Genomic DNA, 16,041 nt, shown 5'->3' with positions numbered 1-16,041 from the left:
CCCCGGACATGGTCCGAAATCGTCAGGCGCGCGACAGCACCGCGTCGGGACGCGCCTTGGCCAGCGCCGCCGTCAGCATCCCGGCGATCCCCGCCTTGATCAGATCGCCCGGCAGGAACGGCAGGGCAAGCATCGCCGCCTCGGGCAAGGATTTCTCCAGCGTGATCGCCATGCCGATGATGCCGGGGATGTAAAGCGCGACGATCCCGCCCAGTACCGCGCCCAGGATCGCCGAGGCGGTCAGCGGAATGGCCTTGAGCTTCTCGACCACCAACCCGGCCACGAAGGCCGCGATCGGGAAGCCGATCAGGAAACCCGCCGACGGCGAGACGAACAGGCCCAGGCCCCCGCGTCCGCCGGCCAGCAGCGGCAGGCCCAGCGCCACAAGCAGCAGGAACAGCAGCACCGCCAGCGCGCCGCGCCGCGCGCCCAGAACGGTGCCGCACAGCATCACCCCCAGGCTCTGCGCGGTGATCGGCACGCCCGAGATCAGGTTGATCTTGGGGATTAGCCCCAGCACCGCGATCAGCGCGGCGAACAGTGCAATCAGCACCACGTTTCTTTCCATTTCCGTATTCTCCCTAGTAAGTGGTCTCGACCCCGCCCCTGGCGCGCAGTGCTTCCGAGACATGGTCGGCGTCGTCCAGCACGATCAGCGTCAGGGGCAGAATGATGTTCCAGCGCGCCCGTCTCGCACTTCGGGCGCGCCAGGCTTCGGCCAGTCTCGTGCCCTTTTCCAGCAATACCGGCGCGAAGCGAACCACCAGCGCGACCGAAAAGGCAAGAACGTCGGGCGACAGGCCAAACCGTCGGAAGGGCGCAAAAAGCTTTCGCACCACGTCCAGCATATCCTCGAGCCGCGTGGTCATCGTAACCAGATTGGCAAGCGCGACCGCCGCGACCAGGCGCAAACAGATCATGATGCCGGTCGCGACATCGTTCGTGACGATGTGCCAGACCAGAACCACCGCCACGAAAAACACCACCGGACGCAGCAGACGCAGCCCTTCGGTCCAGAAGGCGCGGCCGGGAACCGCGTAGAGCAGCGCCGTCGCCAGAAGCACGGCAACGACGAAAACCGGCGTCTCGATCACGAACAGCAGGAAGGTGGCCAGCGACAGCGCCAGCAACTTGGCCGCGGCGGGCAGCCGGTGATAGCGCGTCTTAACCGGAGAGGTCAGCGAAAGCATCTCTGTCTCCCTCCCGGTCCATCTGGTCCAGAAAATGCGCCAGCACGGGCTCGGCCCGGCCCTGGTCCGCGATCCGGCCTTCCGACAGCCAGATCACGTGATCATAACCGGCAAGGCTGCCGGGGTCATGAGTCACATGCACCAGCGTCGCGTCGATATCGTCGAGAACGCGGCGCAGGGCGCGGGTCGTGGGGATGTCGAGGCCCGAAAACGGTTCGTCCAGAACGATGACCTTGGGCTGCATCGCCAGCACCGATATCAGGCAGACCAGATGCCGTTGTCCCTGCGACAGGGTCTGAACCGGGCGGTCGTACCAATCCGTACGGCCAAAGCCTTCCAGCGCCGCATGCGCCATTTTCCGCGCCTCGGTCTTGGCGTGGCCCATCTGGCGCAGGCCAAAGGCGACCTCCTCCCCGACCGTAGGAAAGATGATCTGATGATCGGGATTCTGGAACAGGATGCCCACCGTGCGCAGCGCCGCGCGCCGGTCGGCGAAACAGTCGATCCCGCCGACGCGGACCTCGCCGCTGTCCGGCGCGATCAATCCGCAGAGCAGGCGCACCAGCGTCGATTTGCCCGAACCGTTGCGTCCCACGATGCCGATCCGCCGCTCGGTCAGGTCCAGCGTGACATCGGTCAGGATGTCCACCCCGCCCTTGCCATAGCAGACACCCGCCATCTGAAGGCGCGTGGCGGTCAGGCTGCGGGCCGAAATGTCCAGGGGGGCGTTCATCGGGTGGACTCCACTCCGTTTCCTTCTCCGGTCGCCAGAGCATTCAATTCGCCGGTGCCGCGTACAGAGACGACGGCGGCGATGCCCGCGCCGCGCCGGGCTTTCTGGTCTTCAAGCGCCGCATCACGCAAGCAAATAGCGTCGCCGGAATATGTGCAACCGGTTGTCATGCGCGCTCATTTACCAATCTTCCGGGCGCGGGGCCATACGCGGAGTTCTCCGCGGCGGAAAAAGAACGCTCCGCACGCCAGGAACCCGAATGCGCGCCGGACGTGACCGGCGGCCCGACCGCTGTCCGAGGATTATTTCACATAGTCCGGCAAAGCGGGAATATTGTTCCGAATCAGAGGGTGGAATTCCCCGGGCAAATGGACTATCTCAAGCCCGATTTAACAGGCAGAGAATACAGAAACCGTGTTCGACCTACCCGCGCTGCGCGCCACCCTCTCCGAGAAATACGATCTCGCCCCGTCGCCCGAACTGGCGGCCGAGATGAGCGATGTCTATGGCCGCATGAGCCGGGTCGTTCCCCCCGCCGACTGGGCGATCCACGCGCCCTACGTCAAGGCGATCAACGCGCTCAAGAAAGAGCGGAACGCGGTGATCCTGGGGCACAACTACATGACGCCCGAGATCTTTCACGGCGTCTCCGATTTCGTCGGAGACAGCCTGCAGCTTGCGATCAAGGCGACCGAGGTCGAAGCGGATGTGATCGTGCAATGCGGCGTTCATTTCATGGCCGAAACGTCCAAGATCCTCAGCCCGGACAAGACCGTGCTGATGCCGGACATGGAGGCGGGCTGTTCGCTGGCCGAATCGATCACCGCCGAAGGCGTCGCCGAGATGCGCCGCCGCTATCCCGGCGCGCCCGTGGTGTCCTATGTGAACACGACGGCCGAGGTGAAGGCCGCCTCGGACATCTGCTGCACCTCGTCCAACGCGGCCCAGATCGTCGCGGCGATGGACAGCGACACCGTGATCATGACGCCGGACCAGTATCTGGCGCAGAACGTGGCCAAGCAGGTGCCGCACAAGAACGTGGTCTGGTGGGAAGGCTCGTGCATCGTGCACGAGCAGTACACCGCCCGGGACCTGCGCGAATTCCGCGAATGGAACCCGGGAACCCGGCTGATCGCGCATCCTGAATGCCCGCCCGACGTGGTGGCCGAGGCCGATTTCTCGGGCTCGACCAGCGGCATCATCAAGTATGTGACCGACGAGAAACCGGAAAAGGCGCTGCTGATCACCGAATGCTCGATGGCCTCGAACATCGCGGATGAACTGCCGCAGGTGGAATTCGTCGGCCCCTGCAACATGTGCCCCTACATGAAGAAGATCACGCTGGAAAAAGTGCTCTTCGCGCTCGACACCATGACCGGGCAGGTCGAGGTCGACGCCGCCGTCGCGGAAAAGGCGCGGTTGTCGGTGCAGCGCATGATCGACCTCAGCCGCAAGCTGGGGATCTGAAGACGCCGATGCGCAGTGTCACCACCGACCGGGTGGTCATCGTTGGCGCCGGCCTGGCCGCCGTCTACGCGGCGCTCAAGCTGGCCCCGCGTCCGGTGGTGATGATCTCGCCCGACCCTCTGGGAACCGGCGCAAGTTCGGCTTGGGCGCAAGGTGGCGTCGCAGCCGCGATGAATCCCGCCGACAGCCCCGAGGCCCATGCCGAAGACACCGAACGCGCCGGCGCGGGCGCCGTGCTGCGCGAGGTCGCCGATTACGTCACCCGCGCCGCGCGCGACCACATTCTCGACCTGACGGATCTGGGCACCGGCTTCGACCGGACCGCCAGCGGCGATTACGTCCTGTCGCGCGAGGCCGCCCACAGCATCGCCCGCGTGGTCCGGGTCAAGGGCGATCAGGCCGGGGCCGAGATCATGCGGGCGCTGATCGCGGAACTGCGCGAGACCCCCTCGGTGCAGGTGCTCGAAGGCGCACAGGCGGTCCGGCTGGAAACCGACGGCGACCGGGTGGCGGGCGTCATCCTCACCTCGTCTTCGGATGCAGGGTCGAAGCCCGTACTGCTCCGCGGCGCGGCGCATCTGCTGGCCGGCGGCGGATCGGGCGGGCTCTATGCGCTGACCACCAACCCGCCGCGCATTCGCGGGCAGGTGATCGGCATGGCCGCCCGCGCCGGAGCGGTGATCGCCGATGCCGAATTCGTGCAGTTCCACCCCACCGCCATAGATGCGGGCGAGGATCCGGCGCCGCTCGCCACCGAGGCGCTGAGGGGCGAAGGGGCGATCCTGATCGACCGTCACGGCCACCGGTTCATGCAGGACGTGCATCCCGATGCCGAACTGGCGCCCCGCGACGTGGTGGCGCGCGCGATCTATGCCCAGACCCAGGCCGGCAACCGGCCCGCGCTGGACACGCGCGACGCGATCGGAGGCGCGATCGGCAGCCTCTTTCCCGCCGTGGTGCAGGCCTGCGCCCGCAACGGTATCGACCCGGTGTCGGCTCCCATCCCGGTGGCGGCCGCGGCGCATTATCACATGGGCGGCGTCGCCACAGACCTGAAAGGGCGCACCACCCTGGACAACCTCTGGGCTTGCGGCGAGGCCGCCTCGACCGGCCTGCACGGGGCCAACCGCCTGGCGTCGAACGGGTTGCTCGAGGCGCTGGTCTTTGCCCGCGCCTGCGCGCTCGACATCGCCGACGCCCTGCCCTTGCGCGAGTCCGTTCCCGAGGTGCCGCTGAGCTTTGAACCGGGCGGCGCCGTCCCCGATCCGCGATCCATCACCGATTTGCGCCACGTCATGACCGACAAGGTCGGCGTCGTGCGCGACGCAGCTGGGTTGCGCGCGGCCCTGACCGCTATCGCCAGGCTCGAGGCCGCACATGCACCCGACGACAGTTTCCGGAACATGACCGCCACCGCCACGCTGATCGCCGCCGCGGCGCTGCGGCGCAAGGAAAGCCGGGGCGCGCATTACCGATCCGATCATCCCGAACCGCTGCCCGGCCCCGGCCAACGCTCGCGCCTGACGCTGGGCGAGGCCATGGCGCTGCGCGACGAAGTCGCAAAGGACACCGTATGAACCACGCCGCCCTCCCCGACCTGGTCCTGGAACCGCTGGTGCGCGCAGCCCTGATGGAGGATCTGGGCAGCTACGGCGACATCACCACCCGCACGGTGATCCCGGCGGGCACAACCTATGCCGCCCGGCTGAATGCGCGCGAAGACGCCATCGTGTCGGGAATGCAGGTCGCGGCGCTTGCCTTCCGGCTGGTGGACCCCTCGCTTGAAATCGTAGCCCGGGTTTCCGACGGCCAGCCCTGCGCCAGGGGCGACACGCTGATGGAGATCCGGGGCGACGCCGCGTCGATCCTGAGCGGCGAGCGCGTGGCGCTCAATTTCGCCGGACGGCTCAGCGGTATCGCCACGCAAACCGCGACGCTGGTCGCCGAGACCAGGGGCACCAGGGCCCGCATCACCTGCACGCGCAAGACGACGCCGGGCCTGCGCATCGTCGAGAAACAGGCGGTGCTGCATGGTGGCGGCTTCAACCACCGCTATTCGCTGTCGGACGCGATCCTGATCAAGGACAACCACATCGCCGCGGCCGGAAGCGTGCGCGCGGTTCTCGAGGCCACCAAGGCCGCCGCGTCGCATATGATGAAGGTCGAGATCGAGGTGGACCGGCTGGACCAGTTGGCCGAAGTGCTGGAGGTCGGGGGCGCCGACGCGGTGCTGCTCGACAACATGTCGCCCGATATGCTGCGCGACGCCGTGGCGATGATCGACGGGCGCCTGGTGGCCGAGGCTTCGGGCAACGTCACCCGCGACACCGTCGCCGCCATTGCCGCGACCGGGGTGGACTACATCTCGTCCGGCGCGCTGACCCATTCCTACCGGACCCTAGATCTGGGGCTGGATTTCTGATCCGGACCTTCAACGAAAAAGCCCCCGGGAACCGGGGGCTTTCAGGTCTTTCGAAATCCGCCGTCAGCCGATGATGGCGTTCAGCGTGGCCGAGGGGCGCATCACAGCCGCGGTCTTGGCCGGGTCGGTGTGGTAGTAGCCGCCCAGATCAACAGGCTTGCCCTGCGCCGCCGCCAGTTCGGCGACGATCTGTTCTTCCTTGTCGGCCAGTTCCCTGGCGATCGGCGCGAAATGCGCGGCCAGGTCCGCATCGTCGGACTGCGCCGCCAACGCCTCGGCCCAGTAGCGGGCGAACCAGTAATGGCTGTCGCGGTTGTCCGGCTGGCCCACCTTGCGGCTGGGCGAACGGTTGTGGTCCAGGATGCCCTGCGTCGCCGCTTCGGCCGCGGCGCCCAGAACCCCCGCCTTGGCGTTGCCCCTGCTGTCGGCAAGGAAGTTCAGCGATTCGCCCAGCGCGCAGAATTCGCCCATCGAATCCCAGCGCAGGTGGTTTTCCTCGACCAGCTGCTGCACGTGTTTCGGGGCCGAGCCGCCGGCACCGGTCTCGAACAGCCCGCCGCCGTTCATCAGCTTGACGATCGACAGCATCTTGGCCGACGTGCCCAGCTCCAGGATCGGGAACAGGTCGGTCAGGTAATCCCGCAGCACGTTGCCGGTGATGGCGATGCTGTCCTTGCCCGCGGTGATGGTTTCCAGCGACTGCCGGGTCGCTTCGCGGGGCGCGAGGATCAGGAACTTGTCGGCCACGCCCGCCGCCTCCAGCACGGGTTTGACGTACTTGATCAGTTCCGCGTCATGGGCGCGGTTCGCGTCCAGCCAGAAGATCGCCTCGGATCCGGTCAGGCGCTGGCGGTCCATCGCCAGCTGGATCCAGTTCTCGATGGGCGCTTTCTTGACGGTGCAAGAGCGCCAGATGTCGCCCTTTTCGACGTCATGCGAATGCAGCGTCTCGCCATTGGCCAATACGATGCGGATGCTGCCGTCTGCGGGTGCTTCGAAGGTGGTCGGGTGGCTGCCGTATTCCTCGGCCTTCTGCGCCATCAGGCCGACGTTGGCCACGGCCCCGGCGGTGGCCGGGTTCAGCGCGCCGTTGGCCTTGAAGAACTTGATGGTCTCGTCATAGACCGGCGCGTAGCAGTTGTCGGGGATCACGCAGTTGGTGTCGCCCTTGGCGCCGGTTTCGTCCCAGCCCTTGCCGCCGGCGCGGATCACCGCCGGCATCGAGGCGTCGATGATCACGTCCGACGGCACGTGCAGGTTGGTGATGCCCTTGTCGGAATCCACCATGTACATCGACGGACGCTCGGCCCGGACCGCCTCGATGGCGGCCACGATCTCGGGCTTGCCCTTCACGCGTTCGAGCAGGTCGCCCATGCCGGAATTCGGGTTCACGCCCAGCGCCTCCAGCTCTGCGCCGTATTTCTCGAACACCGGCGCCAGCCAAGCCCTGACCGCGTAGCCGAAGATGATCGGGTCCGAGACCTTCATCATCGTGGCCTTCATGTGCAGCGAGAACATGGTGCCGTCTTTCCGGGTGTCCTCGATGGCGTCCGCCAGGAAGGACGACAGCGCCTTGACCGACATGAAGGTGGCGTCCGCCACGGTGCCCTCGTCCAGCTTCCAGCCGTCCTTCAGGACCGTGACCGAACCGTCCTTGCCCACGAATTCGATCCTGGCATCGCCGGCCTGGGCCGCGGTGATCGTGGCCGATTTCTCGTTGGCGTAGAAATCGTTGCCCGGCATCGAGCTGACCTTGGTCTTGCTGTCCGACGACCATTCGCCCATCGAATGCGGGTTCTTCTGGGCGAAGTTCTTGACCGCCTTTGCGGCGCGGCGGTCCGAGTTGCCTTCGCGCAGGACCGGGTTCACCGCCGAGCCCTTGATGGCGTCGTAGCGGGCGCGGATCGCCTTTTCGGCGTCGCTCTTCGGCTCTTCGGGGTAGTTCGGGATGTCATATCCCTGCTTCTGCAGCTCGGTGACGGCCGCCACCAGCTGAGGCACCGAGGCCGAAATGTTCGGCAGCTTGATCACGTTGGCGTCGGGCGTCTTCACCAGTTCGCCCAGCGCGGCCAGATCGTCCGACTGGCGCTGCGCCTCGGTCAGCTTCTCCGGGAAAGCGGCGATGATGCGGCCGGCAAGCGAAATGTCCTTGGTGCCGACGCTCACTCCGGCAGCCGAAGCGAACTTGCGGATGATCGGAAGGAACGACGCGCTGGCCAGCTCGGGCGCTTCGTCTACAATGGTATACAATACGTCGAAGTTCGATTTTTCTGCCATGTTTCCTTACCTTTTTTGCCTTTCGTGGGGCGTAAGATCCAAGAGTGTTGTGCCACGGTCGCCGCGGCGCGGATGGAGCGGCTCTTGTACGATCCGGTCCATGGGTGACTCTGATTTGACAGGCTCCCCTTAAATCACCACGCGCCCCGGATCAATCGACCAGACCTGCGCATTTTGCCCCAGTTTGCGAAAAACCCTTGCTTTGCCGCGATTTCAGGCGGCGGCGGGCGTTCCGGCGGCCCTTCGCGGCCATGAACGGGCTGAATCAGGCGATGCCCTGCCCGATCGCGGTTTTCCTCTCAACGCCGCCGCATCCTCTTTCCCTCTCGCCCCCCGCTGGCTAGAAGTCGTTCCGACAGCCTTCGAGGAGACGCCTTTGGACCGTATCGCCCGCACCATCGCCACGGAAATCGACGCCCGCCCCGAACAGGTCGGCGCCGCGGTCAAACTGCTGGACGAAGGCGCGACCGTGCCCTTCGTCGCCCGCTACCGCAAGGAGGTGACGGGCGGGCTGGACGACAGCCAGTTGCGCACGCTGGCCGACCGCCTGACCTATCTGCGCGAGCTCGAGTCGCGGCGCGAGACGATCCTGAACTCGATCAGGGAACAGGGCAAACTGACCGACGACCTGACCAGATCGATCGTTCAGGCCGAAACCAAGGCGCAGCTCGAAGACATCTACCTGCCCTACAAGCCCAAGCGCCGCACCAAGGCAATGATCGCCCGCGAAAACGGGCTCGAGCCGCTGGCCGACGCCATCCTCGCCGATCGCGGCGCCGATCCCGAAACCCTGGCCCAAGGCTATGTGACCGAGGCCGTTCCGACGACGAAGGACGCGCTGAACGGCGCGCGCGACATCATCACCGAGCGGCTGACCGAAAACGCCGCGCTGCTGGGCGAGCTGCGCGGCTTCATGCAACGCGAGGCGGTGCTGACGTCGAAAGTGATCGGAGGGAAGGAACAGGAAGGCGCGAAATTCAGCGACTATTTCGATCATTCCGAACTATGGGCCAAGGTTCCCTCGCACCGGGCGCTGGCGATGCTGCGCGCCTCCAAAGAGGGCGTTGTGACGCTGGATATCGCGCCCGAGCCGGAAACCGGCGCCGCGCGGGCCGAGGCCATCGTCGCGGCGCATCTGGAAACCCGCGGCGACGGGCCCGGCGACCAATGGCTGCGCAAGGTGGCCGGCTGGACCTGGCGGGTCAAGCTGTCGCTGTCGATGATGGTCGAACTCATGGCCGATCTGCGCAGCCGCGCCCAGGAAGAGGCGATCCAGGTTTTCGCCCGCAATCTGAAAGACCTGCTTTTTGCCGCGCCGGCCGGCGCCCGCCCGACGCTCGGTCTCGACCCCGGCATCCGCACCGGCGTGAAAGCCGCGGTGGTGGACGGCACCGGCAAGCTCGTGGCCACCGAGACGCTCTATCCGTTCCAGCCCAAGAACGACCTGCGCGGCGCGCAGGCCGCGATCCTGAAGCTGATCGCGGACCACAAGGTCGAACTCATCGCCATCGGCAACGGCACCGCCAGCCGCGAGACCGAGCGGCTGGTCGCGGACACCCTGAAACTGCTTCCGGCTTCCGTAAAGGCCCCGACCAAGGTCGTAGTCTCCGAGGCGGGCGCCTCGGTCTATTCCGCCTCGGAACTTGCCGCGCGCGAGTTTCCCGATCTGGACGTGTCTCTGCGCGGCGCCGTTTCCATCGCCCGCCGCCTGCAGGACCCGCTGGCGGAACTGGTCAAGATCGAACCCAAAAGCATCGGCGTCGGCCAGTACCAGCACGACGTCGATCAGCACCGCCTGTCGCAATCGCTGGAGGCGGTGATCGAGGATGTGGTGAACGCGGTCGGCGTCGATCTCAACACCGCCTCGGCGCCGCTGCTGTCTCATGTTTCGGGCCTGGGTCCCGGCCTGGCCGAGGCCATCGTGTTGCATCGCGATTTCAATGGCGCGTTCCGGGCGCGTAAGGATCTGCTGAAGGTCGCGCGCCTTGGCCCGCGCGCCTTCGAGCAATGCGCCGGCTTCTTGCGCATCCGGGACGGGGCCGAGCCGCTGGACGCCTCGGCCGTCCACCCCGAGGCCTATGACGTGGCCCGCCGGATCGTGAAAGCCTGCGGACGCGACATCCGGCAGATCATGGGAACCGAAGGCGTGCTGAAGGGCCTGCGGGCCGAGCAGTTCGTCGATGACAGGTTCGGCCTGCCTACCGTGCGGGACATCCTGGCGGAACTGGAAAAGCCCGGCCGCGACCCGCGCCCCAGCTTCGTGACCGCATCCTTCGCCGACGGCGTCGAAGAGATCACCGATCTCAGACCCGGCATGGTGCTGGAAGGCACCGTCACCAACGTCGCCGCCTTCGGCGCCTTCGTGGACATCGGCGTGCATCAGGACGGATTGGTGCATGTCAGCCAGCTTGCCGACCGCTTCGTCAAGGATCCGCACGAGGTGGTCAAGGCCGGGCAGGTGGTCAAGGTCCGGGTGGTCGAAGTGGACGTTGCGCGCAAACGCATCGGCCTGTCCATGCGCAAGGACGGCGGCGCCTCGGCCCGCGAGGACCGCGCCGCGCGCGAGGCGTCCCAACCCCGCGGACGCCCGCAGGCCAAGCAATCGCAGGGGTCCAGGCCCAAGGGCAATGACACCAACGGCGCGCTCGGCGCCGCCCTCGCCGACGCCTTCAGGAAACGCTAGGGCCCTTTGAAGCAAGTCCGGTCTTGCCCCGCAAGACCGGACCGCGACGCCTTCGAGCATGGCAACGGAATCCCGTGCCACTGCGCACCACAGCCGGGCAAAGCCGGTTGCTACCGGCCCAAAGCGCGCGAATTTTCTGCGTTCAGGAACAAAGTGGTGAGCCGTGCAGGATTCGAACCTGCGACCCACTGATTAAAAGTCAGTTGCTCTACCAACTGAGCTAACGGCCCACTTTTCTGCTGGATCGTTCGATCCGTGTGCGCTCTCTAGACCGTTTTCCCGACCGGGTTCAAGGTCCTATTTGCGCATCGCATCGCGTTTGTTTCGACTGTTTCCGGCGACCCGATAGGCGGCCTAATTAGGGAGACGGCGCAGGGGGGTCAACCCCTTTTTTCAGGAATCTGCGCGACAGGGTGGATTCGTCCTTGGACCGGCGCTATATGCCCGCCATGAAACGCGTTATGGACACCGGTCTGCCCTTCATGAAGATGCACGGGCTCGGCAATGACTTCGTCATCGTCGATGCGCGCGCGCGGGATTTCGAGATCACGCCGGAACTGGCGCGCGGCATCGCGCACCGCCAGTTCGGCGTGGGTTTCGACCAGTTGGCGCTGATCCGCACCGGTGACGCCGACGCGCACCTGATCTTCTACAATGCGGACGGTTCGACCTCGGCCGCGTGCGGCAATGCCACCCGCTGCATCGCGCGGCACCTGATGGACGAGACCGGCAAGACGGAACTGAGGCTGACCACCGACCGCGGCGGGCTGATCGCAAGGGATGCGGGCGAGGGGCTGACCTCGGTGAACATGGGCGCGCCGCAGCTGGACTGGCAGGACATTCCGCTGGCCGAAGAGGCGGACACGCTGGAACTGCCGATCGAGGGCGGGCCGACCGCCACGGGCATGGGCAACCCGCATTGCACCTTTTTCGTCGAAAACGCCGAAGCGATCCCGCTCGAGGAATTCGGCTCGCGCTACGAGCATCATCCGCTCTATCCGCAGCGGACCAATGTCCAGGTGGCGCAGATCGTGGGCCCGGACCATATCCGCATGCGCGTCTGGGAACGCGGCGTGGGCATCACGCTGGCCTCCGGCTCGTCCTCCTGCGCAACCGCCGTGGCGGCGGCCCGCCGCGGGCTGACCGGGCGAACGGTGCGCGTCGACCTCGATGGCGGCACGCTCTGGATCGACTGGCGCGAGGACGGCGTCTGGAAGACCGGCCCCACCTGCCACGTCTTCTCGGGCACGCTGACGCCCGATTTTCTGAGGTCGCTCGCATGAACGCGCCCAAGTTCACCACGCTGGGCTGCCGCCTGAACGCCTACGAAACCGAAGCGATGAAGGAACTGTCGGAACAGGCTGGCCTGACGGATGCGGTGATCGTCAACACCTGCGCCGTGACCGCCGAGGCGGTGCGCAAGGCGCGGCAGGAGATCCGCAAGCTGCGGCGGGAAAACCCGAACGCGCGCCTGATCGTGACCGGCTGCGCCGCCCAGACCGAACCTCAGACCTTTGCCCGCATGGCCGAAGTCGACGCGGTCATCGGCAACACCGAGAAGATGCGGCCCGAGACCTGGGCCGGCATGGCGGCGGATTTCATCGGCAAGACCGAAGCCGTGCAGGTCGACGACATCATGTCCGTCACGGAAACCGCCGGCCACCTGATCGACGGGTTCGGCACCCGCAGCCGCGCCTATGTGCAGGTTCAGAACGGCTGCGACCATCGCTGCACCTTCTGCATCATCCCCTACGGCCGCGGCAACTCGCGCAGCGTCCCCGCAGGCGTGGTGGTCGATCAGATCAAGCGGCTGGTGGACAGGGGCTACAACGAGGTGGTGCTGACCGGGGTGGACCTGACCTCGTGGGGCGCCGATCTGCCCGCGCAGCCGAAACTGGGCGATCTGGTGATGCGGATCCTGAGGCTGGTTCCGGATCTGCCCCGGTTGCGGATCAGTTCGATCGATTCGATCGAGGTGGACGAGAACCTGATGCAGGCCATCGCCACCGAGCGACGCCTGATGCCGCATCTGCATCTGAGCCTGCAGCATGGCGACGACCTGATCCTGAAACGGATGAAGCGCCGGCATCTGCGCGACGACGCGATCCGGTTCGCCGAAGAGGCCCGCAAACTGCGCCCCGAGATGACCTTTGGCGCCGACATCATCGCGGGCTTTCCCACGGAAACCGAGGCGCATTTCGAGAACTCGCTGAAACTGGTGACCGACTGCGACCTGACCTGGCTGCATGTCTTTCCCTATTCCAGGCGCGACGGCACCCCGGCCGCGCGCATCCCGCAACAGGTCAACGGCAAGGTGATCAAGGAACGCGCCGCCAGACTGCGCGCCGCGGGCGACAAACAGGTCGAAAGACACCTGGCGGCCCAGGTCGGCAGGACCCACCGGATCCTGATGGAAAACCCGCATATGGGCCGCACCGAGCAGTTCACCGAGGTCACCTTCTCCGCGCCGCGCGGCGAGGGCCGGATCGTCACCGCACCGATCACCGGTCACAGCGCGACGCAACTCATGGCCTGACCGGCGGACCGGACTCGCGATGCCTCAGCCGGCCGCCGCCGCCACCGCCGCCGTGTCGTAGAGTTCCTCGTATTCGCACACGCGATTGCCCCGGAACCTGCAGATGATGACGACCCGGGTCTCGACCCGCTTTCCGCTGGCCTTGTGCGTCCAAGCGGTCACGCCCATCCCGACGACTCGGTCATCCTGGGCGATCGTGTCCTGCAGCGTCCAATGCTCCATCTCGAACGCGCCCGTAAGCTCCTCCAGGTAGGCGCGCATCTGCGCCCGGCCATCGCGGGCGCAGCTGAATTCCAACCCGTACTGTCCGTCGCCGAGCGACCGCAGGCAGAGATCCTCTGTCGTGTACTCATCCCACATGCTCAGGTCACTGCCCTTGGTGTCGTTCCACTTCGCATAGGCTTCGTACAGCCGTCCGACATTCGCTTGCGTATCCATGACTTTTCTCCAAATTCTCGTATCTCAATGTTCCAAGCGTGTCGGCGGCGGTGGAATGCGTCAAGGGACTCGGGCCATCGCAACAAACAGAAAAAAGCCCAGTGCAAGGCACTGGGCTTTCCGTTCCTGTTCCGAAGATCAGGTCAGACCGACTTCTTTCCCTTCACCGGTGCCCAGAGGCGCTTGTTGGTGAGGTAAAGCAGGACCGACATGATGGTCAGGAAGATCACGCCGACGAATCCGGCCTGCTTGCGGGCCATCATCTTGGGCTCGGCGGCCCACATCAGGAAGGCTGAAACATCCTCCGACATGGCTTCGACGGTGTTTTCGTGGCCGTCGATGAATTCGACCTGTTCATCCGACAGCGGCGGCGCCATCGAGATCCAGCCGCCGGGGAAGGCGGTGTTTTCATACAGGATCACACCGGCCTCTTCCTTTTCCTCGCCGGTATAGCCGTCGAGCAGCGAGGCGATGTATTCGGCCCCGCCCATACCCTTGAACAGCTGGTTGATCCCCAGGCCATAGGGCCCGTGGAACCCTGCGCGCGCCTTGGCCATCAGGCTCAGGTCGGGCGCACCGGCAGCGGTGTTCGCCGGGAAGTGATCGGTCGGGATGGCCGGCCGGTCTTCGTCCAGTTCCGGATCGTAGACGGTGAAGTTTTCGGCCGCGTAGGCCCGCACCTGATCCATGGGAAGTCCGACTCCGCCCGGATCGGCCAGCGTGCGCAGCGGCACGTATTGCAGGCCGTGGCAGGCGGCGCAGACCTCGGTATAGATCTGCAGACCGCGTTGCAGCTGGTTCTGGTCGTAGGTGCCGAAGGGGCCTTCGAACGAGAACGAGAAGTCCTCGATATGCTGCTCGCCGCCGCCTGCCGCAAAGGATGCGGCAGGAGCAAGGGCCAGGGCAAACGCGGCACCGATTGCAAGTTTCTTGAACATGGTTTCCGGTCCCTCTTCTTACTCGGCGGGCGTGGCTTCGGCGTCAGCCTTGCCGTAATGCGCGTTGAAGTCTTCCTCGATGGTGTCCGGCTGCGCCATCGGCTTCTCGATCACGCCGAGGATCGGCAGGATCACGAAGAAATAGGCGAACCAGTAGGCCGAACCGATCAGCGAGAAGGTCGCATAGGGTTCTTCCGCCGGCATCGCGCCCAGCCACATCAGGGCGAAGAAATCGATGATCAGCAGGTAGAACCACCACTTGAACATCGGACGGTACTTGCCCGAACGCACTGTCGAGGTGTCGAGCCAGGGCGCCAGCGCCATTGCCAGGATCGCGCCGAACATCGCCAGAACGCCGAAGAACTTGGCGTCGATGATGCCGCCGGTGATGAAGCTGGCGAACTGCACGACCCAGACCTCGCCGGTGAAGGCGCGCAGGATCGCGTAGAAGGGCAGGAAGTACCATTCGGGCACGATATGCGCCGGGGTGACCAGCGGGTTGGCCTCGATGTAGTTGTCCGGGTGGCCCAGGTAGTTCGGCATGAAGCCGACGATGGCCCAGAAGATCACCAGGACGACCGCCAGGGCGAAAAGGTCCTTGATCACGAAATAGGGCCAGAACGGCAGCGTGTCCTTCTCGGCCTCGGCTTTCGAACCGCGGCGGACCTCAACACCCGTGGGGTTGTTGTTGCCGGTGGTGTGGAAGGCCCAGATATGCACGACGACCAGCGCCGCGATGACGAAGGGCAGCAGGTAGTGCAGCGAGAAGAAGCGGTTCAGCGTGGCGTTGTCCACGGCGGGTCCGCCCAGCAGCCAGGTCTGGATGCTTTCGCCGACGAACGGGATCGCGCCGAACAGGCCGGTGATCACGGTCGCACCCCAGAACGACATCTGTCCCCAGGGCAGCACGTAGCCCATGAAGGCCGTGCCCATCATGCAGAGATAGATCAGCATGCCGATGATCCAGGTGATCTCGCGCGGGGCCTTGTACGAGCCGTAGTACAGGCCGCGGAACATGTGGATGTAGACGGCAACGAAGAACAGCGAGGCGCCGTTCATGTGCAGGTAACGCAGCATGTAGCCGCCGTTCACGTTGCGCATGATGTGCTCGACGCTGGCGAAGGCCAGGTCCACGTGCGGGGTGTAGTGCATCACCAGGACGATGCCGGTGATGATCTGCAGCGCCAGGCAGAAGGCCAGGACGATGCCCCAGATCCACCACCAGTTCAGGTTCTTGGGCGTGGGGATCATGATCGTGTCGTAGATCAGGCCGACGATCGGCAGGCGGCTGTTCAGCCACTTTTCGCCGTTGCTCTTCGGTTCGTAGTGATCGTGCGGAATTCCGGACATGAGCGCG

13 protein-coding genes and 1 tRNA gene are annotated in these 16,041 nt (G+C 65.6%); 6 read left to right on the top strand and 8 right to left on the bottom strand.

From position 1 onward, the window contains the following. Positions 1–22: 22 nt before the first annotated feature. From FGK63_RS16120 to FGK63_RS16110, 3 genes are read right to left on the bottom strand one after another with little or no spacing between them, the layout of a single operon-like run. Positions 23–568: a biotin transporter BioY gene (locus tag FGK63_RS16120; RefSeq protein ID WP_138844128.1), complete on the bottom strand. Its 546-nt coding sequence runs from the start codon at positions 566–568 to the stop codon at positions 23–25. Positions 569–581: 13 nt separating this feature from the next. Further along, entirely contained in the window at positions 582–1,190 is a 609-nt protein-coding gene (locus FGK63_RS16115; RefSeq protein ID WP_138844126.1) for a CbiQ family ECF transporter T component, read from the bottom strand. After that, positions 1,165–1,923: an energy-coupling factor ABC transporter ATP-binding protein gene (locus FGK63_RS16110; RefSeq protein WP_138844124.1), complete on the bottom strand. Its 759-nt coding sequence runs from the start codon at positions 1,921–1,923 to the stop codon at positions 1,165–1,167. Before FGK63_RS16110 ends, FGK63_RS16115 begins: the two co-directional genes overlap by 26 nt. Positions 1,924–2,337: 414 nt before the next feature. On the opposite strand from FGK63_RS16110, the gene nadA reads away from it, so the two are divergent. Genes nadA through nadC form a run of 3 tightly spaced genes read left to right on the top strand, consistent with a single transcriptional unit; the run spans position 2,338 to position 5,812 of the window. Continuing rightward, on the top strand, positions 2,338–3,390 hold the full coding sequence (gene nadA / locus FGK63_RS16105; RefSeq protein ID WP_138844121.1) for a quinolinate synthase NadA: 1,053 nt from the start codon (positions 2,338–2,340) through the stop codon (positions 3,388–3,390). Between the two features lie 8 nt (positions 3,391–3,398). Next, positions 3,399–4,967 carry an L-aspartate oxidase gene (locus tag FGK63_RS16100; RefSeq protein ID WP_138844119.1) on the top strand — a complete coding sequence of 523 codons (1,569 nt, stop codon included), beginning with the start codon at positions 3,399–3,401 and terminating at the stop codon, positions 4,965–4,967. Then, the gene (gene nadC / locus FGK63_RS16095) at positions 4,964–5,812 is read left to right on the top strand and encodes a carboxylating nicotinate-nucleotide diphosphorylase (RefSeq protein ID WP_138844116.1); all 849 of its coding nucleotides are present in this window, start codon (positions 4,964–4,966) and stop codon (positions 5,810–5,812) included. Before FGK63_RS16100 ends, nadC begins: the two co-directional genes overlap by 4 nt. A gap of 63 nt (positions 5,813–5,875) precedes the next feature. Here nadC and FGK63_RS16090 read toward each other — a convergent pair whose 3' ends face one another. Next, complete coding sequence (locus tag FGK63_RS16090; protein WP_138844114.1) at positions 5,876–8,089, bottom strand: NADP-dependent isocitrate dehydrogenase; 2,214 nt, start codon at positions 8,087–8,089, stop codon at positions 5,876–5,878. Between the two features lie 376 nt (positions 8,090–8,465). Here FGK63_RS16090 and FGK63_RS16085 point away from each other — a divergent pair, with 376 nt between their 5' ends. After that, complete coding sequence (locus FGK63_RS16085; protein WP_138844112.1) at positions 8,466–10,772, top strand: Tex family protein; 2,307 nt, start codon at positions 8,466–8,468, stop codon at positions 10,770–10,772. A 154-nt stretch (positions 10,773–10,926) separates the two neighbouring features. On the opposite strand, the gene FGK63_RS16080 is transcribed toward FGK63_RS16085, so the two are convergent. After that, positions 10,927–11,002, bottom strand: a tRNA-Lys gene (locus FGK63_RS16080). A gap of 210 nt (positions 11,003–11,212) precedes the next feature. On the opposite strand from FGK63_RS16080, the gene dapF reads away from it, so the two are divergent. Both dapF and mtaB read left to right on the top strand, forming a co-directional pair. Further along, on the top strand, positions 11,213–12,055 hold the full coding sequence (dapF, locus tag FGK63_RS16075; protein WP_138844436.1) for a diaminopimelate epimerase: 843 nt from the start codon (positions 11,213–11,215) through the stop codon (positions 12,053–12,055). Continuing rightward, positions 12,052–13,308, top strand: a complete 1,257-nt coding sequence (mtaB, locus tag FGK63_RS16070) for a tRNA (N(6)-L-threonylcarbamoyladenosine(37)-C(2))-methylthiotransferase MtaB (protein ID WP_138844110.1) — start codon at positions 12,052–12,054, stop codon at positions 13,306–13,308. Before dapF ends, mtaB begins: the two co-directional genes overlap by 4 nt. A gap of 24 nt (positions 13,309–13,332) precedes the next feature. On the opposite strand, the gene FGK63_RS16065 is transcribed toward mtaB, so the two are convergent. From FGK63_RS16065 to petB, 3 genes are all read right to left on the bottom strand, one after another. Further along, entirely contained in the window at positions 13,333–13,746 is a 414-nt protein-coding gene (locus tag FGK63_RS16065) for a nuclear transport factor 2 family protein (protein ID WP_138844108.1), read from the bottom strand. A 143-nt stretch (positions 13,747–13,889) separates the two neighbouring features. Continuing rightward, a complete protein-coding gene (locus FGK63_RS16060) occupies positions 13,890–14,684 on the bottom strand; it encodes a cytochrome c1 (RefSeq protein ID WP_138844106.1) in 795 nt (264 codons plus the stop codon). 18 nt (positions 14,685–14,702) lie between these two features. Then, complete coding sequence (gene petB / locus FGK63_RS16055) at positions 14,703–16,034, bottom strand: cytochrome b (protein ID WP_138844104.1); 1,332 nt, start codon at positions 16,032–16,034, stop codon at positions 14,703–14,705. Between the last annotated feature and the right edge of the window lie 7 nt (positions 16,035–16,041).

Origin of the sequence: Ruegeria sediminis (genome assembly GCF_005938215.1) — a bacterium.
GTDB classification, from domain to species: domain Bacteria; phylum Pseudomonadota; class Alphaproteobacteria; order Rhodobacterales; family Rhodobacteraceae; genus Ruegeria; species Ruegeria sediminis.
This window is presented reverse-complemented; position numbering and strand designations above follow the sequence as displayed.